The sequence below is a fragment of the Streptomyces sp. NBC_01142 genome, from assembly GCF_026341125.1.
Lineage (GTDB): Bacteria > Actinomycetota > Actinomycetes > Streptomycetales > Streptomycetaceae > Streptomyces.
This window is the reverse complement of record NZ_JAPEOR010000005.1, coordinates 133,309-153,586: the sequence shown is the minus strand read 5'-3', so window position 1 is coordinate 153,586 and position 20,278 is coordinate 133,309. Positions and strand designations below refer to the sequence as shown.

28 protein-coding genes are annotated in these 20,278 nt (G+C 71.6%); 27 read left to right on the top strand and 1 reads right to left on the bottom strand.

Annotated elements, in window-relative coordinates; translation table 11 throughout:
* The first annotated feature begins 69 nt into the window (after positions 1-69).
* The 16 genes from OG883_RS44270 to istB all read left to right on the top strand — a co-directional run bounded on the left by OG883_RS44270 (position 70) and on the right by istB (position 10,230).
* Positions 70-303: a hypothetical protein gene (locus tag OG883_RS44270; protein WP_266554196.1), complete on the top strand. Its 234-nt coding sequence runs from the start codon at positions 70-72 to the stop codon at positions 301-303.
* Between the two features lie 241 nt (positions 304-544).
* Positions 545-823: a hypothetical protein gene (locus tag OG883_RS44265; protein WP_266554194.1), complete on the top strand. Its 279-nt coding sequence runs from the start codon at positions 545-547 to the stop codon at positions 821-823.
* A gap of 69 nt (positions 824-892) precedes the next feature.
* Entirely contained in the window at positions 893-1,165 is a 273-nt protein-coding gene (locus OG883_RS44260) for a hypothetical protein (protein WP_266554192.1), read from the top strand.
* Positions 1,166-1,269: 104 nt separating this feature from the next.
* Entirely contained in the window at positions 1,270-1,656 is a 387-nt protein-coding gene (locus OG883_RS44255) for a hypothetical protein (protein ID WP_266554190.1), read from the top strand.
* Between the two features lie 144 nt (positions 1,657-1,800).
* The gene (locus OG883_RS44250) at positions 1,801-2,370 is read left to right on the top strand and encodes an LPD29 domain-containing protein (RefSeq protein WP_266554188.1); all 570 of its coding nucleotides are present in this window, start codon (positions 1,801-1,803) and stop codon (positions 2,368-2,370) included.
* A 361-nt stretch (positions 2,371-2,731) separates the two neighbouring features.
* Positions 2,732-3,193 (top strand): hypothetical protein, encoded by a 462-nt coding sequence (locus tag OG883_RS44245; protein ID WP_266554186.1) that lies wholly within the window; start codon positions 2,732-2,734, stop codon positions 3,191-3,193.
* Between the two features lie 212 nt (positions 3,194-3,405).
* Positions 3,406-3,597, top strand: a complete 192-nt coding sequence (locus OG883_RS44240) for a hypothetical protein (protein WP_266554184.1) — start codon at positions 3,406-3,408, stop codon at positions 3,595-3,597.
* Between the two features lie 76 nt (positions 3,598-3,673).
* Complete coding sequence (locus OG883_RS44235) at positions 3,674-3,886, top strand: hypothetical protein (RefSeq protein ID WP_266554182.1); 213 nt, start codon at positions 3,674-3,676, stop codon at positions 3,884-3,886.
* Between the two features lie 139 nt (positions 3,887-4,025).
* On the top strand, positions 4,026-4,451 hold the full coding sequence (locus OG883_RS44230) for a hypothetical protein (protein ID WP_266554180.1): 426 nt from the start codon (positions 4,026-4,028) through the stop codon (positions 4,449-4,451).
* Between the two features lie 85 nt (positions 4,452-4,536).
* Positions 4,537-5,076 (top strand): hypothetical protein, encoded by a 540-nt coding sequence (locus tag OG883_RS44225; RefSeq protein ID WP_266554178.1) that lies wholly within the window; start codon positions 4,537-4,539, stop codon positions 5,074-5,076.
* 367 nt (positions 5,077-5,443) lie between these two features.
* Entirely contained in the window at positions 5,444-5,737 is a 294-nt protein-coding gene (locus OG883_RS44220) for a hypothetical protein (protein ID WP_266554176.1), read from the top strand.
* An 83-nt stretch (positions 5,738-5,820) separates the two neighbouring features.
* A complete protein-coding gene (locus OG883_RS44215) occupies positions 5,821-6,351 on the top strand; it encodes a hypothetical protein (RefSeq protein WP_266554174.1) in 531 nt (176 codons plus the stop codon).
* Between the two features lie 298 nt (positions 6,352-6,649).
* Entirely contained in the window at positions 6,650-7,156 is a 507-nt protein-coding gene (locus OG883_RS44210) for a hypothetical protein (protein WP_266554172.1), read from the top strand.
* A 193-nt stretch (positions 7,157-7,349) separates the two neighbouring features.
* Positions 7,350-7,595, top strand: a complete 246-nt coding sequence (locus tag OG883_RS44205; protein ID WP_266554170.1) for a hypothetical protein — start codon at positions 7,350-7,352, stop codon at positions 7,593-7,595.
* A 119-nt stretch (positions 7,596-7,714) separates the two neighbouring features.
* Complete coding sequence (gene istA, locus OG883_RS44200; protein WP_266553737.1) at positions 7,715-9,397, top strand: IS21 family transposase; 1,683 nt, start codon at positions 7,715-7,717, stop codon at positions 9,395-9,397.
* Entirely contained in the window at positions 9,394-10,230 is an 837-nt protein-coding gene (gene istB / locus OG883_RS44195) for an IS21-like element helper ATPase IstB (protein ID WP_266553735.1), read from the top strand. The genes istA and istB overlap by 4 nt, the downstream gene beginning before the upstream one ends.
* Before the next feature lie 182 nt (positions 10,231-10,412).
* Here istB and OG883_RS44190 read toward each other — a convergent pair whose 3' ends face one another.
* On the bottom strand, positions 10,413-11,147 hold the full coding sequence (locus tag OG883_RS44190) for an N-acyl homoserine lactonase family protein (RefSeq protein ID WP_266553733.1): 735 nt from the start codon (positions 11,145-11,147) through the stop codon (positions 10,413-10,415).
* Positions 11,148-11,321: 174 nt separating this feature from the next.
* On the opposite strand from OG883_RS44190, the gene OG883_RS44185 reads away from it, so the two are divergent.
* The 11 genes from OG883_RS44185 to OG883_RS44135 all read left to right on the top strand — a co-directional run bounded on the left by OG883_RS44185 (position 11,322) and on the right by OG883_RS44135 (position 20,135).
* A complete protein-coding gene (locus OG883_RS44185; protein ID WP_266554167.1) occupies positions 11,322-11,579 on the top strand; it encodes a hypothetical protein in 258 nt (85 codons plus the stop codon).
* A 177-nt stretch (positions 11,580-11,756) separates the two neighbouring features.
* Entirely contained in the window at positions 11,757-12,353 is a 597-nt protein-coding gene (locus OG883_RS44180; RefSeq protein ID WP_266554165.1) for an LPD29 domain-containing protein, read from the top strand.
* 60 nt (positions 12,354-12,413) lie between these two features.
* Complete coding sequence (locus tag OG883_RS44175; protein WP_266554163.1) at positions 12,414-12,767, top strand: hypothetical protein; 354 nt, start codon at positions 12,414-12,416, stop codon at positions 12,765-12,767.
* A 1,017-nt stretch (positions 12,768-13,784) separates the two neighbouring features.
* The gene (locus OG883_RS44170; RefSeq protein ID WP_266554161.1) at positions 13,785-13,991 is read left to right on the top strand and encodes a hypothetical protein; all 207 of its coding nucleotides are present in this window, start codon (positions 13,785-13,787) and stop codon (positions 13,989-13,991) included.
* A gap of 59 nt (positions 13,992-14,050) precedes the next feature.
* Positions 14,051-15,055: a hypothetical protein gene (locus OG883_RS44165; protein ID WP_266554159.1), complete on the top strand. Its 1,005-nt coding sequence runs from the start codon at positions 14,051-14,053 to the stop codon at positions 15,053-15,055.
* The gene (locus OG883_RS44160) at positions 15,052-15,741 is read left to right on the top strand and encodes a hypothetical protein (RefSeq protein ID WP_266554157.1); all 690 of its coding nucleotides are present in this window, start codon (positions 15,052-15,054) and stop codon (positions 15,739-15,741) included. Before OG883_RS44165 ends, OG883_RS44160 begins: the two co-directional genes overlap by 4 nt.
* 114 nt (positions 15,742-15,855) lie before the next feature.
* Positions 15,856-16,875, top strand: a complete 1,020-nt coding sequence (locus tag OG883_RS44155) for a hypothetical protein (RefSeq protein WP_266554155.1) — start codon at positions 15,856-15,858, stop codon at positions 16,873-16,875.
* Positions 16,876-17,320: 445 nt separating this feature from the next.
* A complete protein-coding gene (locus tag OG883_RS44150; protein ID WP_266554153.1) occupies positions 17,321-17,722 on the top strand; it encodes a hypothetical protein in 402 nt (133 codons plus the stop codon).
* A gap of 99 nt (positions 17,723-17,821) precedes the next feature.
* A complete protein-coding gene (locus OG883_RS44145; RefSeq protein WP_266554151.1) occupies positions 17,822-18,142 on the top strand; it encodes a hypothetical protein in 321 nt (106 codons plus the stop codon).
* A gap of 59 nt (positions 18,143-18,201) precedes the next feature.
* Positions 18,202-18,867 carry a hypothetical protein gene (locus OG883_RS44140; RefSeq protein WP_266554149.1) on the top strand — a complete coding sequence of 222 codons (666 nt, stop codon included), beginning with the start codon at positions 18,202-18,204 and terminating at the stop codon, positions 18,865-18,867.
* Between the two features lie 74 nt (positions 18,868-18,941).
* Positions 18,942-20,135 carry a hypothetical protein gene (locus OG883_RS44135; RefSeq protein ID WP_266554147.1) on the top strand — a complete coding sequence of 398 codons (1,194 nt, stop codon included), beginning with the start codon at positions 18,942-18,944 and terminating at the stop codon, positions 20,133-20,135.
* Positions 20,136-20,278 lie beyond the last annotated feature (143 nt).

The following is a 20,278-nucleotide window of genomic DNA, read 5'->3' as shown; positions in this document are numbered from 1 at the left end:
ATTAGTGATTACCGGGGCGGCAGGCAAGGCCCAACCGGCCACCACGAACGACCCAACGCGGGAGAAGCCATGACCCAGAACATCACCACCACCAACGCCCCCAAGGCGCTCGCTTCCCTCTATGACCACTTCAACCTCCCGCACACCGACCCGGCGGCCTGGATCGGCGACCACCTCAACGTGGCGGCCGAGGACGCCACCGACGAGCGGGTTCGCGACGGTTACCAGGCCGCACTCCACCTGTTCACCCTGGGCTACATCGAGCACTCCGCAGCCGTACTGCGCCTGCTCCCCACCCGCTGACCGCCGCGGGCGGCGGGGCCACGCCGGCCCCGCCGGGCTTCCGCGCTGAAGCGCCCCGCGCGACGACAACCAGCGCACCCCATCCGGCACCCGCCACCCGCTCCCGCCGGGGCGCACCCATACCCCTTGCGACCCTTTTAATTTGACTAACAATCCCCTCTCGGGTACATTGGAGATTGTTGGGGCGGGTGAGCAAGCACCCGGACCGGCCACCACGAACCACCGCCGCGAGGAGTGCGCCATGACCGCCATGCTCACCGAGACCACGTTCCGCCTCATGGGCGCCGAGGTCCTGGAGGTCATCGACTTCGACCGGATCGAGTGCGGCCAGTGCGGCAAGCTCTCCCCCTTCCTCGACGACGCGGACGAGGGCACCGACGCGGCGCACGACGCCGGATGGCACGTCGGCGACGACCTGGACGACTGCGGCTGCCCCCACCAGATGTGCCAGGAGTGCGCCGACGAGTGGTGCGGCGTCCGTGACACCACGCCCCGCCTGTTCGGGATGCGGGTCGTCTGACCCCCGTCCCGGCCGGGGCGGCCGACCGGCCGCCCCGCTCCCCCGACCCCCGTTTCCGAGGAGGTACCCATGGACCAGCGAGCCGAGCAGCGGCAGTCCGAGATCCGCGCGCTCATCGACAGCGACACGCTCACCCTGGAGCAGGCGAGGGCCGCCCTCCACGGCCTCCTGGACGTGACCGCATCGGCACAGGCCGGGCCGGACGTGACCTCGTACGGCTTCGGCATGGACCTTCCCCGCGAGGTCGTCGACGCCGAGTACGCGGCGCGGGAGGCGGTCGGCTACGAGATGGACGAGCACTTGGTCCGCTCGCTGCGCTCCGCGGCCGCGCAGCGCCCGTAGTCCGCACAGAGGCGACCCAGGCCCGCACCCCGCCGCGAGGCCCGTGCGCGGCGGAGTGCGGGCCGGCTCCCACCCCCCGCACCCGAACCCCGAAGGGGACTGACATGAGCGCCGAGCGCCTCGAAGAACTCGCCCGCCTCCTCCTCGACAGCGAGGACCCGGCCGGGCGCACCCTGCTGGCCGACGCCCTCGCCCGCGCGTACGACGGCCAGGGACTCAAGGAACTCCGCTTCGAGCACGCGTACTTGCACGAGCAGAACGCGGACAAGGTGCTGCGGCACCTCCTCAAGCGGTCCGACGCGCTCCACCGGCACGTCGCGGTCTGCGTCGACTGCGGGCGCACCGCCAGCTTCGAGGGCGGACAGATCGACGGTTCCAAGTCCGCGCGCGCTCTGGGATGGCACGACCACGAGGAAGCGCTGAACGACTGCGGCACCCTGTGCCCGGCCTGCACGGCGCAGTGGCCCGGCCTGCACGGCTTCGAGTCCTAGCTGCGCAGCCGACAGGCGTGACCGCCCTACCCCACGGCGACGCCTTTAATTTGACTTATACCCCCTCTCTAAGTACATTAGAACTTGAGGGCGGGAGGTCGCCCTCCCGCGCGGCAGGCAGCCGCCCGAACAGAGGACAGGCGAATGACGGCGACGCGGAACGCACCGGCAACCGGCACTCACACGGCCGGCTACCTGGCCCTGCGGCTGCCTGCGGGAACGTGGGTCCGCCACGAGGACGACAAGGCCCGTCGCATCTGGATCGCGCAGCCCTGCGCGTGCGCGATCTGCGTGTCCGCGACGCTGCTCGGAGCCCCCGCCACGCACTACGAACTGCGCACGTCCGACGGCTACGAGGCGACCCTCGTCCACGTCCGGCACACCTCGGTCGTTCCCCACCTCCACCCGGACGAGCTGTTCCAGGTCTACGCCTCTCCCCTGACGCGGCCGCAGACCGCGACCCACCTGCGCAAGACGCTGCGCCAGGCCTTCCCCGGCGTGCGGTTCTCGGTACGGCGCGGGCGCGGCTGGACGTTCTCCGTGCGCTGGAGCGGCGGACCGTCGGACGTCGAGGTGGCGAGCGTCACCGCGCCGCTGCTCGCCGACTACGCCACCCCCGGGCGCCGCCGGGCGCGGCCGGTCACGGTCACCCGCTTCGGCCGCGCGACGTACGGAACGCCGCTCGTCGACGCGATCACCCTGAACCGCCGCTGACCGGCCTTCGATCCACTCGCCGCCCCGTCGCCGCCCTTCCGCCCCACCCCAGAGGTCGGAGTGCGCCTCGCCCCCCGTCATTCGCCCCGTCCGCCTGGAGAACACCGTGAGCGCCACTCCAAAGACGACCAGTCCGCTGCACCCCGTTTCTCTCGGACGGGGGCGCTAGGTCGTCCAGACCACCACGACGGGCGCGAGCGTCACCCCGTACACCCTGCCGAACAAGAAGGCCGCCACCGCCGCCCGTGACGCGATCACGGCGGCCCTGCCCGGCATCCCCTGGGCTGCGGACCTTGACGCCCTGAGCGCCGCTCTCCGGGAGTTCCGGGCAGACAACGGCGACGCCTTCCGCGACGCGCTCATGCGGGCGCTCGCCGCCGATCCCGCCGCCGATCCGCACGGCTCCGCCCGCGCCGCCATCACCAGCAGGGACACCGCTCGCCGCGAGTACGCCGAGCACGTGGCACGCGAGGAGCGCGACGGCTTCACGGACCCGGTCGCGGTCGCTGACATCCAGGTGGGCGACAGCATCAGCTTCCGCTACACCCTCACCAAGACCCGGTACGGATTCCACGGCATGACGCCCCTGGGCACCGGTCCCGGCTCGGCGCGCACGGTCCTCGTGCGCGGCACCGTCACGGCGGAGGGACGGGTCATGACGCGCCACGGGAACAACCACGACGAATTCATGGACGGCCTGCGCTTCCCGCTCTCCGACGCCACGTGGACGGATCCGGACGGCGACACGGGGGCGCTTTCCGCCGCCGTAACCGTCGACTGGCTCACCGGCGTGCGTCGCAGGCCCAAGGCCCTCGCCCGCTGAGGCCCTGACCTGGGCGCCGTCGCCTTTGGCCGGCTCGCACCGTCAAGCGCCTCGTCGTGCTGGCCGGATACGGCTATTTCCAGCGCCGCCACCACCGCACGACTCCTTACAAATTGACGCCTCCCCCCTTATGGGGTACATTAGTGATTACCGAAAGGGCGACGCAAGCGCCCGGCCGGTCACCACGGGCCACGCCACCACGAGGAGTCGAGATGCCGCTCACCATCACCACCCCCCAGACCGCCGCCGCGCCGTGCACCTGCGACGGGACCGGCGCGGGCGGCTTCTTCGCCTCCGACGACGCGTACATCCCGTGCGAGGGCTGCGGCGAGCGAGTCCAGGTCAACTGCGAGGCGAGCTGCGGGCGCTGCTGCCACGCCTGCCACGCCGAGATGCCCTGCTGACTCCGCCCCAGGCGGCCCCACCGGGGCCGCCTGCTCGGCACCCCCGACACCCCGACACCTTCCAGAAAGGCCATTCGTGCTCTACGAACGCACCTTCAGCGCCGCCCACCTCCTCCTGCTGGGCGCGCTGAACCTCCTCTTCGGAATCGGCTGGTACCTCGTGACGTTCCAGAACGCACCTTGGTGGGCGCGCCTTTGCGCCGCGATCGTGGCGGTGCTGGTGACCCGCCCGGTCGAGGCGGCACTGGCGCGGCGGCACGCCCGGCGGAGGGCCGCCGACTACCGCTGATCCCGGCACAGTCATGCCGAGCGTGACCCTTATGGATTGCCTTACGGCCCGGAATGGAGTACATTAGTGAATGTCGGAACGGGTGATGCAAGCACCCGGACCGGACGCCACGAGCACCCATGACGAGGAGTCACTCCTGATGAGCTGCACCGCCCAGCACGGCATCGCCCAGTCCTTCCCGCACCGCTGGTGCACCCGGGTCGGCCGCACGGTCCTCGTCGTGGGCATGATCCCCGCCCTGTTCGGCGGCGGCGCCAACGTGACGGTGCTCGCGCTCGCCGCGTTCGCCGCCCTCGGTCTGCTCATGGTGGTCGGCGCTCTGCGCGCCGCCCGGAGCGCCCCGAAGCACCCCCTCCGCCCGGTCCGTGCCGCCGTGGCACTCACCACGGACGTCCTGGTCCTGCTCATCGCGGCCGGACTCGTGCTCGGCGCGCAGCTCGGCGGCGGCTCCGGAGCGGTGCTCTTCTCCTCCGGCGGCCTGGTGACCATGGCGGGCTTCCTCGCTCTGTGCACCGTTCACCACTTCGCGCACCGGCGCTCCCACCGCCGCCCCCGCCGGTACTGAGACCCGCCCGCCGGGGCCGGGCGTTCGCGCCCGGCCCCGGCCCCGCGCCTCCTTTCTCTTCGACTCCGCCCGGGAGACCTCCGCGATGAACGCCGCCCACGGCCACCTGCCCACCCGCGCCTGCCCGCTCCGCCAGTGCACCCTCCTGCACCACCTCGTCCTGGTCCTGATGTTGCCGAGCCTGCTGGCCGCCGTCGTCTACGGCGGCGCGGCGACGGCGGTTCTCCTCGTCCTCCTCGGCGGCATTCAGCTCGGCGTGCTCCTGCTGACGCACGCTCTCGACCCCGAGGGTGCGCACCGCCCGTGGGACCACCGGCCGGTGACCGTACGCCCGGTGTGGGCGGCCCTCGCGTTCGCCGCCGACTTCCTGGCCCTCCTCGCGGTCCTCGCGTTCATGACGGCCCTCGCCATCGACCGCAGCCACGCCGCCGTCCCCTCGCCGACCCTGGGCGGGTTCACCGCGATCGGCGCCGTCTCCGCGCTTCTCGCTCTGCACCACGTCGCCCACCGCCGGGCCACGGTCCCCGCCGAGCAGCCCGCCGCCGACAGCCCGAAGGACGACGACGACTGGTGGGGCGAGAGCTTCGTCTGGGAGTACGGCGACATGGCCGAGTACCGCAAGTGACCACGAGGGCGGGGCGCATCAGCGCCCCGCCCTCCCTGCTCCCGCCCGGAGCCCGTCCCCCTGCGCCCCAGCCGGCGCAGGGGGACACCACGTTGTTGCCCGCGGCCTCCAGCCCCCGGGAGGAGCGGCGGACGACGAGCGCGCCGCGCACCGGCCCCGCGCCACCTCACCCGGCAGGGCTCTTCTCACGCGCTCGGCGGCGGAGGCTGCGCTCGGCCGCCCCTTGGCGCGCGCCCTACCCACCCCCCAGCGCGACCCTTAAAGGTTGACACATGATCGAGAATTGAGGTACATTAGTGAATATGAAGAGGGGGGAGGCAAGCCCCCCTCGACCACCACGAACCCGTCCCGAGAAGGAGTGACGCCCATGACCGAGCTCGCCACCACCACACAGGCCCCCGCCACCGAGCTGGAGCCGGGCGTGTGGATTCTCGAGTCCGGCGAGGACTACGAGGGCGGCTCGATCAAGGGCGTCTACACCGACCGGGACCTGGCCGCCGACGACTTCCTCGACCTCGTGCGCGACCTCGCCCGCAACAACCGCCTCGACGTCGACCGGTCCGGCGAAGACCCCGCCACCTGCGACCTGTACGTCCACGGCGGCTGCGACTGGATCAGCCTCACCCGCTATCCCGTCACCACCCGGCGTCAGCTCCGCTGAGCGCCGGGCGCGCCGGCCCCAGCCCGGCACACCCGGACCTGCGGACACACCCACCCCCGATCCCACGCACCGAGGAGCCCGCCATGCCCATCACGTCGAGCAGCAGCGCCAGCGTCACGACCTCCGCCGTCGCGCTCCAGCGCCTGAGCAGCGGCGCCGACCCGCGCGCCGTCTTCGACGCCGAGGACCAGGCACAGGCGGAGCTCTCCGGCAGGTTCTGCCCGCGCTGCGAGCGGCATGCCTTGTACGGGATCGAGTGCGCGTACTGCGGTCACGTGATCATCACGGGCATGGTGATCAAGCCGTGCCACCCCCCGGCCTGGTCCGAGGGGTGCTGCCCGGTGTGCTTCACCACCGATCCGGAGGTGTGGGAGGCGCACGGCCGGTTGCTGTGCACGGTGTGCGCGCAGGGCCGTAGCCGGTGGGGTGACCGGGTGAAGGCTGCACCGGGGTGGCAGGAGCGCGCGCGCCGCGTGCTGGCGTGGGTGGACGAGCCCGGGTCCATGTCCTACGCCACGGAGTACGCCCCGGAAGCGGACGGCGATGACGGCAGGCAGGAGGGGAACGCGCGCGCGAACTCCGTCTCCCCTGTCGTCACGCCGGTCGGCCAGTGACGGCGTCCGGGCCGCGGCGCCCTTCCTGGGAGGCGTACAGCGCCGCCATGGCGCAGGCACTGAGGGACTGCGACCTGGACCGGTACCGGCGCCTGTCCGCCGCCCGGTCGGCCGCGGCGCACGCCGAGGCGGAGGAGCGCCGGCGCCGGGCCCTCGGCTGGCCGTGACGGCCCCCGTCACAGCCTCACGGAGCGGCTCCACGTTTGACGAACGCTCCCCTTATGGAGTACATTAGTGAATACCGGAGGCGATGCAAGCGCCCCGGAGCACCACGACCCGTCGCCCCGAGGAGCCCACCGTGCCGCGTGTCCGCCACACCACCAGCGACCTCCACCAGACCCTTCACGGACTGCTCGCCGAGAACGAGCTGCGCGCCGACGACGCGCACCCGGAGTACTCGCAGTTCGTCTACCACGGCAGGCCCGCGACGCTCACGTCCACGCTCCTGCACCACTTCGGCGCGAGCCTCTCCCAGCTCAAGGCCCTGGAGGCAGAGCACCGCTCGCTGGAGTGGGAGTGGGAGAAGATCAAGCACCCCCTGCGGCGCCGCTTCACGCCTCTCGCCTGGACCTGCCTGGACAACCTGAGCGGCGGTGCAGAGGCAGGCGACTGGGCGCAGTCGCACGCGTGGGCGTTCGCCCCGCGCACGGCGCACACCACGTACGACGGCGGCAGCGACCGGCGGCGGCGCCCGTGGCTCTACGACGCGTGCGAGTTCGACCAGTCCGGCCTGGAGGGCGCGCGCGCACTGCACCCCGGCTGCACCGAACTCCCGCTCACCCGGCCCCTCCAGGCCTCCTACTGAGCGCGACTGTCACGCGGCCGCGCGAGAAGCCCGAAAATCGCCCTTGGCGACACGTTTCCGCAGGTCATGGCTGTCACGCTCGCGAGCGTGACAGCCGCCGTGACACCCAGCGTGACAGGGGTGCGTGACACCCTCCGGCCCGCCCGGCGCGGGCCCCGCCAAGAGCCCGGACCCGATACGACAGGAAGCCCCGATGCGCACCGACCTCACCGACAACGCGATCGCCGAAGGCACCGCCGGCACCGTCCTCCAGGTGCGCCTGGAGGACTGGTCCGAGGTCCAGATCGTCACCGGGCACGCCAGCCAGTGCAGCCCCCGGCCCGCCTCTCCGCTCCCCTCGCGCTGGGACCTTCCCGCGAGCGCGCCCGCCGACTTCGCGGGCCTGTCTAGGACGGCCTCTTTTGGCCCCGGGAGAACGGGCTCGGCTGGACCGGGGTGAGGAACGGATTGTTTTGGCCCCACCCAAGAGCCCTTGGGGTCGGATGCACTCTTTTGGAGTAATGCCGGATTGACCCGGGATCGCGGCCGGGATCACGCTGTGCGGGTTGTCGGCTGGCCGTGTCAGGAGGCCGGGTTTTGCAGCGTGTTGAGTTGTTCGAGTTGATTCGTCGTGACCGCAGGCTGGAAGGCACCTCGGTCCGAGGGCTGGCGAAGCGTTACGGAGTGCACCGCCGGGTCGTGCGCCAGGCGTTCGACAGCGCGTTGCCCCCTGCGCGGAAAGCGATCGAAGTGCGCCGGTCGGTTCTGGAGCAGGGCAAAGGCTGGATCGACGAGATGCTGCGGGCAGATCTGACCGCACCGCCGAAGCAGCGGCACACCAACAAGCGGATCATGGAACGGCTGCGGGACGAGTACGGATTCCCGGTCGCCTACACAACGCTCAACGACTACCTGCGGGTGCGCCGGCCGCAGATCCGCGAAGAGGCCGAGCGGTCCCGGATGCTGACCGAGGGCATGGTCCCGCAGTTCCACCGGCCCGGCGAGGAGGCGGAGGTCGACTTCGCCGAGGTCTGGGTGAGGGTCGACGGCAAACCGATGGCCTGCCAGTTGTTCACGCTGCGACTGTCGTATTCGGGCAAGGCGGTCCACCGGGTGTTCTCCACGTCCGGCCAGGAAGCCTTCATGCAGGGGCACGTGGACGCCTTCCGGATCCTGGGCGGCATCCCGACCCGGCACATCCGTTACGACAACCTCAAGCCCGCGGTCTCGCAGGTCTGCTTCGGCCGCTCGCGGGTGGAGTCACAGAGGTGGGTGGCCTTCCGCTCGCACTACGGCTTCGACGCCTTCTACTGCCGCCCCGGCATCGAGGGCGCCCATGAGAAGGGCGGGGTCGAGCACGAGGGCGGACGCTTCCGTCGTTCGCACCTGGTCCCTGTCCCCGAGGTCGACACGCTCGCGGAGCTGAACGAGAAGATCGAGCAGATTGAGCTCGCCGAGGACGTCCGGCACATCGACAACCGGCCCACCTCGGTGGGCTTCGACTTCGACTACGAGGCTCCGCTGCTGGCCCCTCTGCCGTTCGAGGAGTTCGACATCGGGCTGACGCTGACGCCCAAGGTCGACAAGACCTCCCGGATCACCGTCCGGCAGAACAAGTACTCCGTCCCGGCCCGCTTCATCGGCACCAACGTCCGCGTCTCGCTGCGGGCGGACGAGGTCTGGGTCTTCGAGCGCAACGAGCTGGTGGTCCGCCATCCCCGGCTCGCGGGCCGCTACGGCTTCCGCGATCTGCTGGACCACTACCTGGAGATCCTGCGGCACAAGCCCGGCGCCCTGGAGCACTCCACCGGCCTCGCCGCGGCCCGCGAGAGCGGGAAGTTCACCGAGACCCACGACGCGTTCTGGGCAGCCGGCCGCGAGTCCCGGGGACGCTCCGAGGGCACACGAGCCCTGATCGAGGTCCTGCTTCTGCACCGGCGGCTGCCCGACGAGGCGGTCGTCGCCGGCATGAAAGCGGTCCTGGAGGCCGGTTCCGTCTCGCCGGACCTGGTTGCCATCGAGGCCCGCAAGGCCCTCGCCGCAGCGGGTGGTCCACCACCGGTCGTGATCGCCCCGCAAGCCACCGCCACCACGGTCACAGCCGAGCCCGACACGGCGGAGCCGACGGAACCGAAACCCGAATCGGCCCAGGTCATCACGCTGCCTCAGAGGCGTCCTGCCCTGCCCCCGGACTCCCGGCCCGAACCATCGCTGGCCGCCTACGGCCAGTTGCTCTCTATCCAACCGAAAGGCTCAGCATGACGCAGAGCACCACCCCCACCCCTGCGACCACGGGGCGGTGGGGCTCCTTCGGCCTGCCCGGCCAGCGCGGGCCGAACCCGTCAGAGGCAATCGATGCAGCCTGCCGGAGCCTCGGCCTGTCCGGGATCCGCGCACGCTGGGACGAGTTCGCCGCCCAGGCCCTGCGCGAGCAGGCGTCCTACGCAGACTTCCTGGCGGACCTCCTGGAGAGCGAGTGCGAGGACCGTGACGCCCGCCGCAAGGTCCGCCGGGTCAAGGAAGCCAACTTCCCCCGCCCGAAGCGGATCGAGGACTTCGACTTCTCGAAGAACCCGAACATCCCGCAGGAGGTCATCAACACCCTCATGCAGCCCGCCTGGGTGCAGGCCGGGAACCCGCTATGCCTGATCGGTGACTCCGGCACCGGCAAGTCCCACCTGCTGATCGGCCTGGGCACCGCGATCGCGGAGGCCGGCGGCCGCGTCCGCTACACCACTGCGGCGAACCTGGTGAACGAACTGGCCGAGGCCGCCAGCGACAAACAACTGGGCCGCACGATCAAGAAATACGGGCGGGTCGACCTGCTCTGCCTGGACGAGCTCGGCTACGTCAAGCTGGACCGCCACGGGGCGGAACTGCTGTTCCAGATCTTCACCGAGCGCGAGGAACGACATGCGATCGCCGTCGCGTCGAACCGGCCGTTCACCGAGTGGGACCAGACCTTCACCGACAAGCGGCTCTGCCAGGCCATCGTCGATCGGCTCACCTTCGAGGCCCACATCATCGAGACCGGCACCCAGTCCTTCCGCCTCGCCAGTACCACTGCCAAGCGCAAGGCGGCCACCGCCGCCTGATCTCACCTTCACCACAAGCGGGCGGGCGCCACAACACGGCGCCCGCCCTTTCGCGTTCCTGTCAGGGGAAGCGGCCGGGCGGGCGTCGTGAATCACACGCTACCGCCACCAACCCCGACCAACGGACACCATTCGGCTCCACCTCAGGACAGCCAGGAAACGTCACCCGATCGAGGGTCGTCCTACGTGGCAGAAAGTCGGGTTTCCGCTCCTCCAGTCTGTGACGGTTCCCAGACCGAGCAGTCATGGGCGAAGAACACACGTCGTGGGTCGAAGTCGGCGAGTCGATCCAGCCAGTGCCGATAGGGAGGAAGCGGCTGTTCCTCGCCGCGAAGTGTCGCGTGGCGGGCCAATTGCTCAGATGCGAAGTGAGAAGCGAGGTCGTATGCCTGACCGGCGAGTACTACTGTGCCGTCGCTTTGCCGGAGGGCCAGCGACTGGTGCCCTTGGGTGTGACCAGGCGTCGGAATGATCCAGATGCCGGGCCAGACCTCGATCTCGCCGGCGACTTCCTCGTAGGTTGCACCGGGGAAGTCGATCAGCTCGTCGACTGTGTAGTTGCCCCGGCGTGCGGTGGCCAGTTCGACGTCCTGCACCAGGATGGGCTTGCCGCCCAAGAGCGGGTTCCCGCCGATGTGGTCGAAGTGCAGGTGGCAGTTCACGATCATGGAAACGTCGGCGAGGGTGACTCCGGATGCCGAGAGGGCGTCCTGCAGCGCACGGCGGCGCGGCCGATAGTGCGCTTCGGTTTCGGGGTCTGCGTCCCCGATGCCGGTATCGAAGAGGAGCAGCCCGTTGTCGTGTTGCACCAGGTAAGCAAGAACGGGTTCGACTCGTGGTTGCGGGCCGCCCACTTCTGAGGCAGGCCGGATGAAGTACCCGAGGTCGAGTCGACGCACCGCCATGTTCTTCCGCATGCAGTCATCCTTGCGGGCCACCGTCTGAAATCCAGCCGGTCTGCTGACAGCGGAACCATCATGGGCCCCGCTGAGACTCGGCAAGGGTGGGGCCAGAAAGATCCGTTCCTTCCGCGACGCGTCGGAGCCCTTCACCCGGATGGGTCAAAAGTGGGGCCAGAACAACTCGTTCAAGTGGGGCCAAAACTGCCCGGCGAAAACACGGGCCCGTACGAGGCGCTCCAGGTGGGACTGGTCCCGCCGCTCACCGCGCCCGAAGGGTGGCCCGCCCCCCTTCCTGCGCACCCCCGCCAGGACCCGTACGACACCGCGGCCGCAACCTGGTTCGGCCAGGTCCCGGCCGCCCTCCTGCGCGAGTTCGTCCGCGCCCACGGCGGCGAGAACGTCCACCAGTACCTGAGCGCGGAGGACTGGGCGACGTCGTACGAGTGAGGGCGGGCGGCAGCGCGCGCCGAGGACGGATCCGGTGCGCCCGCCTGTCGGCGGCGAGGACCGGGCGAGAACAAGACTTGATCATCACCCCTCGATGAGGTACATTAGTGATTACCGGGAAGGCGATGCAAGCGCCGGACCGGGCACCACGAACGCCCCGACCGAAGGACGCGCGCCATGACCTCCGCCACCGCTCGCCGCCGCCTCGCCACCGCCTACCTCGCCCTGCGCCTGACCCCCGGCGCCGCGGTCCGCTACGTCGGCACCGCGACCCGCGTCCACGGCCCGGCGACGGTCCAGCCGTGCTCCTGCGGCATCTGCGCCGCCAACGTCCTGCTCGGCATCCCCGCGACCCGCTACGAACTGCGGACCACGGACGGGCGGCCGACCGGCGTCTCCCACGTCCGCCACACCTCCGTCATCCCGGAGCCCACCGAGGACGAGCGGATGCACGCCGCGATCGGCCTGTCGACCAAGGCCACCGCGGTCTACCTGCGCCAGCTGCTGCGCCGCACCTTCCCCGGCGTGAAGTTCTCCGTGCGCTGCGGCCCCAAGCGCGCGAAGGAGCGCTACCTGGAGCGCTACGAGATCACCGTCACGTGGAGCGGCGGCCCGAGCCGCACCGCCGTCGCCACCGTCAGCGCGCCGCTCCTCGCCCGCTATGGCAGCCCCGAGGAGTGCCGCCCGGCCTGGGTGTCCGTCACCGTCGACGGCCGCCGCCACTACGGCGAGCCCGGCGCCCTCGCCATCCACCTGAACCGCACGGCGGCCTGAACCCGCCCGGCCCCGGCCACCGGGCCGGGGCCTTCCCCTCCCCCGAACGGAAGGACCAGCTTGACGCTCAAGACGACGGCCAAGACCTACCTCGAAGTCGCGTACAAGGACCTCGAGAACTTCATCACCGCGCACTACGGCATCGCGTACAGCGTGATCCTCGGCCTCGAAGCACAGAACGGCTCGCTCCACGCGGTGACGGTGTCCACGAGCCACGAGCACTACGACCCCGACGCCGAGGAAGGTTCCCGCTTCACTCCGCGTGAAGGGCTGGACCCCGAGGCCGCCGAGACGATCCGCCACTGGCGGGCCGGCACCCTCGACTACGTGCCGTACGTGGGCACGCTGCTGCACGACCTCGCGTGCAGCGGACACCTGGCTCCGGGCGAGTACCTGATCAACGTCTCCTGGTAGCGACCGCCCCCTGCTGCACTCCGACCCCTCTCGGCCCGACTGCTGCAGCGGACCGGCGCAGCACGCCCGAGCCCCGGCGGCAGCACGCCGCCGAGCGGGCAGCGCCCCCTCCCGCTGCAGCGTTCCGGGGTGCCCGCTGCTTTGCAGCGCTGCATAGCATTTCCGCAGATCAGAACGGCAGCAGCGTGAAACAGCGGAGGCAGCGCGGGTACCAGACCGCCCGTGCAGCGGGCCGTCCCGCTCGCGCTGCACCGTCTGGTGCTGCACACCACGGAGCCGGTGTGCAGCAGAACCCCGCTGCCCGAGCAGCACGACGGCGCGGCCGGTCGCTGCCTAGCAGCGTGCTGCACGCACCGTGCGTGCAGCAGCGCCCGCTGCTGTCCGCGGCTTCTCCCGTGCTGCTCTACGCCGGCGTCCGCGTCCCTCGGGCTCGCGAGACCCTCCGCCGGTCCCCTGGCCGGCTCCCCCGTCGGCCAGGGGACCGGCCGCCGCGGCCCTCACTCGGGTCGGCCGCGACGGCGGGGCGCGTACTGACGTCCGGCGACCTCTTAGGCATGCCCGGTGGCCGAGGGGCGTGCGGGCCCGAGGTCGCGAACGGCGTCGTCCGGCAGCCGCCGAACCGGGCGAGGCGCAGACCGTGGGGCGCGTCGGCCAGGCTCCCTCACCTCGCCGTGGTGTGGCGTCGGCATGGGTGCCGGCTCTCCGGCCGCCGCTGGCCCGCACGCCTTCCTCTCCCTTCCGGGATGTCCGACCACCGTCCGGGCGTGACGCATTAAACTTGACTCATAGGCGATTCTGAGTAAATTAGTGAATCAGGAAAGGGGGCGACTTCGGTCCCCCGACCCAACCCGGACACGCCCCTTCCCCGAGGGGACACCACTTCCCGGCGCCAGGCCGGCACGCCCTGACCTGGCATTACGCCACCCCACCCCGCGACGGGTAAACCGCCGCCACCTGCCCGTGAGCCGGCGGGCCCGGACGCACCCGACGCCCCTCGCCTCGGAGGAACGCCCGCCCATGTCAGCCCCCACCGTCACCGTTCACGCCGCCCGCGGCCGCTACACCGCCGAGTTCTCCGCCCTCCCCGGCCGCACCTTCGGCCCGTGGGACATGGCCGAGATGATCCAGGACCTCACCATCTCGGCACTGCTCGAGCCCCGCGAAGCGCGGGATCTGGTCTTCGATGCGGCCGTCAAGGGCGCGGCTACGACTGGCACGGGCTGACCGCGCAGAGCCCCCGGATGAGGCTCGGGCGGCACGCACACCAGCAACTGAAGGAGCACATGCGCAGCACCGCAGCCAAGAACCTGTACGTCGGCGCCGTCGTCCTGAACGGCGCCCACCTCGACACCGTCGCCTCCCTGCGCCGTCAGGGGTCGTCGTACAACCCGGCCGTCCGCGTCTCGTTCGAGCCGACCGAGGCGCACCGGTCCGGCCGCCACACCGTGGTCGAGCCCGACCACGACTTCCCTCTGGCCCGGATCCACAGCGTCGCGTGGGTCATCCACTCCCGGCACCGCAACGCCCGCGCCGCCCAGGACCGGGCGCGCATCTCCGTCCCCTATTGCGTGCGCGACCACTGGGCGTTCCGTCAGCCGGGGATCGTCGTGGACCGCCTGTCCGAGGAGCACACGGTCATCACGTGCCGGCCGATCGGCCTGGATGAACTGCCCGCCCAGGGCGACCCCACCCCGCCGCCGCCCAACCCGGACAGCTCCCGCTTCTACCGGCTCTACCGCCAGGGGCCCGCCGTCCTGCCGACCGGCGACGGCGTCCGCGCCGAACTGGCCCGCCTCGCCGAGCTGCACCGGCGCGAACACGGTCGCACCGACTGGGACATGGGCCAGCGGCTCCCCGCCGAAGGGGACATGTACGACTGCTCGCGCTGCACCCGGTCCCCGTACGACCTGATGCCGATGGAGGTCGCCGTCGAGCGCACCTACCGGGACGTCACGCTCGACGACCTGCCCACCGACTGGGAGTACGAGCTGTGGTCGGCCAGGGCGTACGAACGGCACCTGCTGATGGGCACCGTCACCCCGCCCCCGCCGCCACGGCGCGTGTCCGGCATCGGTGACGGAGACATCGTCGAGTTCGCCGTGGGCGGCAGCCAGATCACCGGCCGCGCCAAGGTCATCGATGCCGCTCCCGGCAACGATCCCGTGACCGGCATGCCGCTGGTCGTCCTCGCCGGCCTCGGCGGACGCCCCTTCCGCCGCGCCCTGTCCGGCTGCGTCCGCATCGCCCCGCCGGTCAACCTCACCGCGCTCACCAAGGACGTCCGTTGACTTCTCCCAAGGCCCCGGTGCCCGCGCCGGCCGCCGAGGCGCCCCGCGCTTCGGCCGGCTCCCCCGTGCCGCGCCGCGCACCCCATCAGGTCGAGTCCGTGCTGCAGTACCCGGCGGGGACGCGGGTGTTCCGCCCCCGCGACCCCGAGCGGGCGCCTCACACCGTCCTCCGTACCCATCTGGACGCCTCGGCCCGCAACCGGGTGGTCGTCCTCGATCAGCCCGACGGCCAGACCACCTCCGCCTATCCGCACGGCCTGGTCCACGTCGACCCGGCGCTGCGCCCCACCGCGCGGCAGATCGCCGACAGTCACGCCGAGCTGGTCGACGCGATCCGCGAGGAGACCGCCCGCTGCTCGATCTGCCGCCGCGTTCCCACCTTCTGGAGCACCGCCGCCCGGTGCGTGTTCGGCAAGCGGCTCATGAGCGAGCTCGGAGCGCTCCACCACTACCGGGACAACGTGCTGCCCTGGCTGACCGGCCGTCCGGTCGATCCATCCCGGTTGCGCTGGGGTCAGCACGTCGTGATCCGTGCCGCCGACGGCGACGTGCCCGGGGTGGTGTCCGTCATCGACGACGCCGGCGTGTGGCACGAAGTCGGCGAGGACGGGGTGATCCTCGTCCGCCACCGCGACGGAACCCCGCCCACGCGCTACCCCGTGCACCTCGTCTTCCACTCCCCCTGACGCCCCGGCCCGCGATCACCCCGGCCGGGCGTGAGCCCCCGGCTTCTCCGGCCCGCTTCCCCTGCTCCCCCGCCCACCGCTTGGAAGGACCCTGCCCCGATGGATTCTGCTCCGATGGTTCACCGCACCGTGGGCGACGTCGTGTCGGCCGCGCTCAGCGCCCACGGCTACCCCGCTTACCCGTACGAGGAGGGCGGCGTCACCGCGCTCGCCGTCCCGCTGAACCCCACCGTTTGCGGCGACGACGTCCGGGACCACCCGCACGTGCTGATCGCTTCCGGGGAGAGCGCCGACCGGCCCGTTGCCGAGCACGACGAGCCGTGGTCCGCCTCCCTGTATGAGCCGGACCATGAGTTCGTTGACGTCGTCTTCGCCGGAGATCCGGCGCTGAGCATCACCGAGGACGCCCGGCGCTGCGCGGCCGCGGTCGTCGACTACGCGGCCTTGTGGTTCGCCGGCCGCGCGCCCGAGCCTGTGCCCGGTTCCGCGCAGCGGCTGCTGAACGCGCTCCGGGGTGCGGATGTGGCCGGCTTCTACGATGCCGAGGAAGGTGTGGTGTTCGCGCACCCGGCTCATGTCCCGCAGGATGCCGCTCTGAAGGGGCCGCATGTGCTGCTTCAGGTGTTCACGGCCTCCGACGGCTGGCCGGACGGATTCAGCGCGGTGGCCTGGGAACCCGACGGCGGAGCGGACTTCCACGAGGTGGCCACCGTCTTCGAGTCCCGCGGCGTGGCCAGCGTGGAAACGGTCGACCGTGGCGCGCGGGCGGTGGCCCAGTGGTTCGCCGAGCCGCGTACCTCGGCCGGCGCCGAACTGGTGCGCGCGCTCGGCGAGTACGGCATCACCCCGGCCTCCTGGGACAACGCGTACGCCGTCGCCCTGGACTTCGGCACCCCGGCGGATGACGTGTGGTCCAGCGCCCACCTGTCCATCGCGGACCGGACCGGCTCGACTGGGCACGTTCCCGCAGCCCACCGCGGCTGGGTCGTCTTCCGTCATGACAGCAGCGGCGAGCCGGTCGGCGACCCGGTCTTCGGTGCGCCGGCCACGCACGCCCGTCCCGACTGCGCGACGGATTCGGCGCACGCCGCCGCCTTCATCGCGGACCTCCTCACCGCGCCCGCGAACGCCTGAGCAGCCTCCCGCCGGGGCAGCGTGCAGCACATCGCGCTGCCCCGCAGCAGCGCGCAGCACGGGGCGCTGCATACCGGCTTCCCGGCGGTGCCCGCCTCCGCGCTGCTCGGCGCTGCACTCGGCTGCGGCTGCTCCGCTTCGGTCCCGCGCCAGTCGAATTCGCAGGTCACGCGTGCAGCGCGGCGCAGCGGCGATCGCTGCCCGGGGCTGCTGCCGACGGGCCTTGGGCCGTGATCTCCGGAGCACGGAGGGGCTCGGTGCTGCACCCGTTGCCCCATCTGCAGCACGGTGCATGGCGTAGCGGAACCCCGCCGCACACCGCGATTGACCCTTAAATGTTGCCCCAATCCCCACTATGGAGTACATTAGAGTTATCGGGTTGGTGAAGCAAGCACCGGACCCGAGACCACGGACGCCCACCGCCCCAAGCCGAGGAGCCCTGCCCATGGCCGTCATCGACGTCGCGTTCATCCCGGTCATCGTGACCGCCCGCCCGCTCGCCGACTCCCCGGGCTACGCCTACCAGCAGCCGCCGGCCGAGGCCGATCCCGCCGCACTGCGCGTGGTGGCCGCCCGTGATGTCCAGCCCGGCGACTGGTACCTCGGCGACTGCGAGCAGCCGACCGCCCCCCGGCGAGGGATGTTCTGGGGCGTGCACACCTACGCCACCTTCGAGACCGCACCCGCGATGGACGCCGCAGGCGAGTCGCTGGCGCTGGACGGCGAGTCCTTCGTGTGGCGGCCGGACGAGCTCGTCATGGTTATCCCCGCCGCGCAGCTCCCCGTGCCGACCGGTACGTCCTCCTGCGCCTGTGCGGCGCGCCAGGCGCTCGCCCTCGCCGTCTGAATCACTGGCGACCGGGGGGACACCACTTCTCCCCCGCAGGTCAGCCCGGGTTCTCACTCACCGGCCCTTCGGCCGTCCACCCGCCACCCAGGAGGCTTCGTGCCGATCCCCCGCCTGTCCCCGGGCGACCGCGTCCGCGTCACCGTCTCCGCGACCGTCGAGCGGTCCGGGCCGGGATGCCTCGAGCTCTCGCCCCGCACGTACATCGAGTTCGAGTCCGAGGACGACCTGGACGTCGAGATCATCGTCGGCCTCTTCCGCTGCGGCGACGTCGTCACCGACGGCTCGCGCACCCTGATGCGCACCGTCATCGTCCGCGACAGCGGCACCGAGGCGTACTGGGCGGCCGCGGACGGCTCCATCGTGCGGGACGACGAAGTCCGCCCCGAGGCACTGCGGCTGCTGCTCCGCGTCGCCTGACCATGCAGCGCGAGCCCACCGGCCGGTGGGCCCCGCTCCCACTGAGACGAGAGATCCTCATGACCGCACTGTCCGCACCGGCCGGCGCCTTCAGGCTTCCTGCCGAGCTGTACGCGCACGACATCGCCCAGTACTGCCCGTCCGGGGACTACCCCGTCGTCCGGGCGGTCCTGAAGGACGCCACGCCGGTGGACGGGGAGGGCGCCTACCTCCTGTGCCACAGGCCCGTGCGGGAGACCGGCTCCGGCTACGGCGACGGCTTCAACCTGGGCTTCGAACTGACCTGCGTGGCGGTCGCCCTGTCCAACCTGGTCCACGAGGTGACCGACGGACGCAAGACCTGGGGCGACTTCACCGCGGACGGAATCACCGAGGCGATGGTGCAGGAGGCACGGACTGCGCTCTACGACGCCCGCGACGCGTGGGACGCGCAGCGCGCCGAGCAGTGCGCCACGGGGTTCGTGTGCGTCGAGCTGGCCCGGTACAGCACCGATGGCACGATCGCCGCGCGGCTGGTGTGCGCATGCGGCTGCTCCCACGAGCCCCGCCGCATGTTCTACAACGTGACCGGCTTCGAGGCGGCCGAGTCCGACCGGCGCCTTGCCGCCAACCTCGAGCGGTGGGGCATGCAGCTGACCGGCCCCTTCGCCGACTTCCAGTACGAGACCAACTGGTTCGGCACCACCCGTCGCGCGCCCGTCGCTCCCGTCGGCAACACCGTCTGATCGCCGGTCGGCGCCAGGCCGGCAGCAGGCGCGCCCGCTCGCCTCTCACCTTCCGCATCAGGAGTCACACGCTCATGGACACCGAACCCCTCGACGCCTTCCCCTCGTTCCGGCTGCGTTTGGCCGACACGGGCACGCACGACGTCCTTGCCGCCGACGGCCATGCCGTGGGCCAGGTCCTGGCGGCCGGCGGCGGCCACTTCGCCCGGGTCGGCCCCGACAAGGGGCCGCTCCGCCAGAGCCTGCAGGGCGCGGGCGGGGACGCCGTCATGTTCCACATCGCCGGCCACGGCCTGCCGGACGAGCCGGCCGCCGCGTACTCGGGCGCCCCCGAGGCCCGGGTCGCCGTCAGCCTCGTCCCGCTGCAGCGACAGGAGCTCATCGACACCACGGCGCGGGCCTTCACCTTCTACGCCCTGCGCCAGCCGCACGTCGCCGCGATCCTCAGCGGCCTCGAGATCGTGGGGGCCGAGCGGGACGCCGTGCACAGCCGCGCCGGGTGCCGGCGCGTCGCACGGCTGCTCCGCCTGGTCCAGGCGCCCGCCCAGGCTCTGCTGGACGAGTCGACGGGCGATACCCGGGAGTGGCTCGCGCTGTCGCTGGCCCGGCTGCTGACGTTCTGTCTCCAGGCGCGCGTGCGCCTGGAGGCAACCGCCGAGCAGCCGCCCGCTGATCTGAACGGCAGGTACACCGCGCGCCACAGCGCCGACGCGGACCTGGACACCCTCCACCGGATCTGGCGTGACCTGCAGTCGACGTCCTCGGCGGCGGCCGAACTCTCCGCGATCGACGCGGCCATGACCGCAATGCCCGGCGACCGCTACGCGCAGTCCGCGAAGAACTGCCGCTCGACCGCCGCCCGGCTCGCGTGCGTCCGCACGGCTGCCGACGAGACCGCGGCGACCGCCGTGTGCGGCGCAGAGTCGGAGCCGGGTGTCCTCGCTCGGGAACTGTCCGCCCTGGCCTCCGAGACCGGCGGCCGCCTGGAGGCCACCGCGCTGGTACTCGACGACACCGGACGCCTGGGCACCGTCCGCGACATCAACGACGCGCTCGCTCGCGCCCGCCTCGGAGCACCGACCGACGCTGGCGAGCAGTCGGTCCGCGTGGGCCGCACCGAGCTCGGGCCGACGAGCCGCACCGCCGACGGACGCTGGACGGGGCCGGGTATCACGGAGCCGTTCCACTCCCCCGAGGGCGCGGCCGCGGCACTGGTCCGCGGCCACCTCGCCCAGGAAATGGCCCAGCGCCGGGACCGCACCGTCTGAGCCTTCGCCCCGACGACGCTGTCCAAGCCCAGCACCCCCTGGTCCCGGCAGCCCCCCAACCCCAGGATGACGCCCAAGGATTGACGTATATCCCTTCTCTGAGTACATTAGTGGGTATCTGCTCGAGGGAACCCGGGCAACAC

What these genes read in the sequence shown, in the direction of transcription:
- OG883_RS44270 (WP_266554196.1), top strand. Translation starts at nt 70, where the DNA reads ATGACCCAGAACATCACCACCACCAACGCCCCCAAGGCGCTCGCTTCC.
- OG883_RS44265 (WP_266554194.1), top strand. Translation starts at nt 545, where the DNA reads ATGACCGCCATGCTCACCGAGACCACGTTCCGCCTCATGGGCGCCGAG.
- OG883_RS44260 (WP_266554192.1), top strand. Translation starts at nt 893, where the DNA reads ATGGACCAGCGAGCCGAGCAGCGGCAGTCCGAGATCCGCGCGCTCATC.
- OG883_RS44255 (WP_266554190.1), top strand. Translation starts at nt 1,270, where the DNA reads ATGAGCGCCGAGCGCCTCGAAGAACTCGCCCGCCTCCTCCTCGACAGC.
- OG883_RS44250 (WP_266554188.1), top strand. Translation starts at nt 1,801, where the DNA reads ATGACGGCGACGCGGAACGCACCGGCAACCGGCACTCACACGGCCGGC.
- OG883_RS44245 (WP_266554186.1), top strand. Translation starts at nt 2,732, where the DNA reads ATGCGGGCGCTCGCCGCCGATCCCGCCGCCGATCCGCACGGCTCCGCC.
- OG883_RS44240 (WP_266554184.1), top strand. Translation starts at nt 3,406, where the DNA reads ATGCCGCTCACCATCACCACCCCCCAGACCGCCGCCGCGCCGTGCACC.
- OG883_RS44230 (WP_266554180.1), top strand. Translation starts at nt 4,026, where the DNA reads ATGAGCTGCACCGCCCAGCACGGCATCGCCCAGTCCTTCCCGCACCGC.
- OG883_RS44225 (WP_266554178.1), top strand. Translation starts at nt 4,537, where the DNA reads ATGAACGCCGCCCACGGCCACCTGCCCACCCGCGCCTGCCCGCTCCGC.
- OG883_RS44220 (WP_266554176.1), top strand. Translation starts at nt 5,444, where the DNA reads ATGACCGAGCTCGCCACCACCACACAGGCCCCCGCCACCGAGCTGGAG.
- OG883_RS44215 (WP_266554174.1), top strand. Translation starts at nt 5,821, where the DNA reads ATGCCCATCACGTCGAGCAGCAGCGCCAGCGTCACGACCTCCGCCGTC.
- OG883_RS44205 (WP_266554170.1), top strand. Translation starts at nt 7,350, where the DNA reads ATGCGCACCGACCTCACCGACAACGCGATCGCCGAAGGCACCGCCGGC.
- istB (WP_266553735.1), top strand. Translation starts at nt 9,394, where the DNA reads ATGACGCAGAGCACCACCCCCACCCCTGCGACCACGGGGCGGTGGGGC.
- OG883_RS44190 (WP_266553733.1), bottom strand. Translation starts at nt 11,147, where the DNA reads ATGCGGAAGAACATGGCGGTGCGTCGACTCGACCTCGGGTACTTCATC.
- OG883_RS44180 (WP_266554165.1), top strand. Translation starts at nt 11,757, where the DNA reads ATGACCTCCGCCACCGCTCGCCGCCGCCTCGCCACCGCCTACCTCGCC.
- OG883_RS44170 (WP_266554161.1), top strand. Translation starts at nt 13,785, where the DNA reads ATGTCAGCCCCCACCGTCACCGTTCACGCCGCCCGCGGCCGCTACACC.
- OG883_RS44165 (WP_266554159.1), top strand. Translation starts at nt 14,051, where the DNA reads ATGCGCAGCACCGCAGCCAAGAACCTGTACGTCGGCGCCGTCGTCCTG.
- OG883_RS44155 (WP_266554155.1), top strand. Translation starts at nt 15,856, where the DNA reads ATGGTTCACCGCACCGTGGGCGACGTCGTGTCGGCCGCGCTCAGCGCC.
- OG883_RS44150 (WP_266554153.1), top strand. Translation starts at nt 17,321, where the DNA reads ATGGCCGTCATCGACGTCGCGTTCATCCCGGTCATCGTGACCGCCCGC.
- OG883_RS44140 (WP_266554149.1), top strand. Translation starts at nt 18,202, where the DNA reads ATGACCGCACTGTCCGCACCGGCCGGCGCCTTCAGGCTTCCTGCCGAG.
- OG883_RS44135 (WP_266554147.1), top strand. Translation starts at nt 18,942, where the DNA reads ATGGACACCGAACCCCTCGACGCCTTCCCCTCGTTCCGGCTGCGTTTG.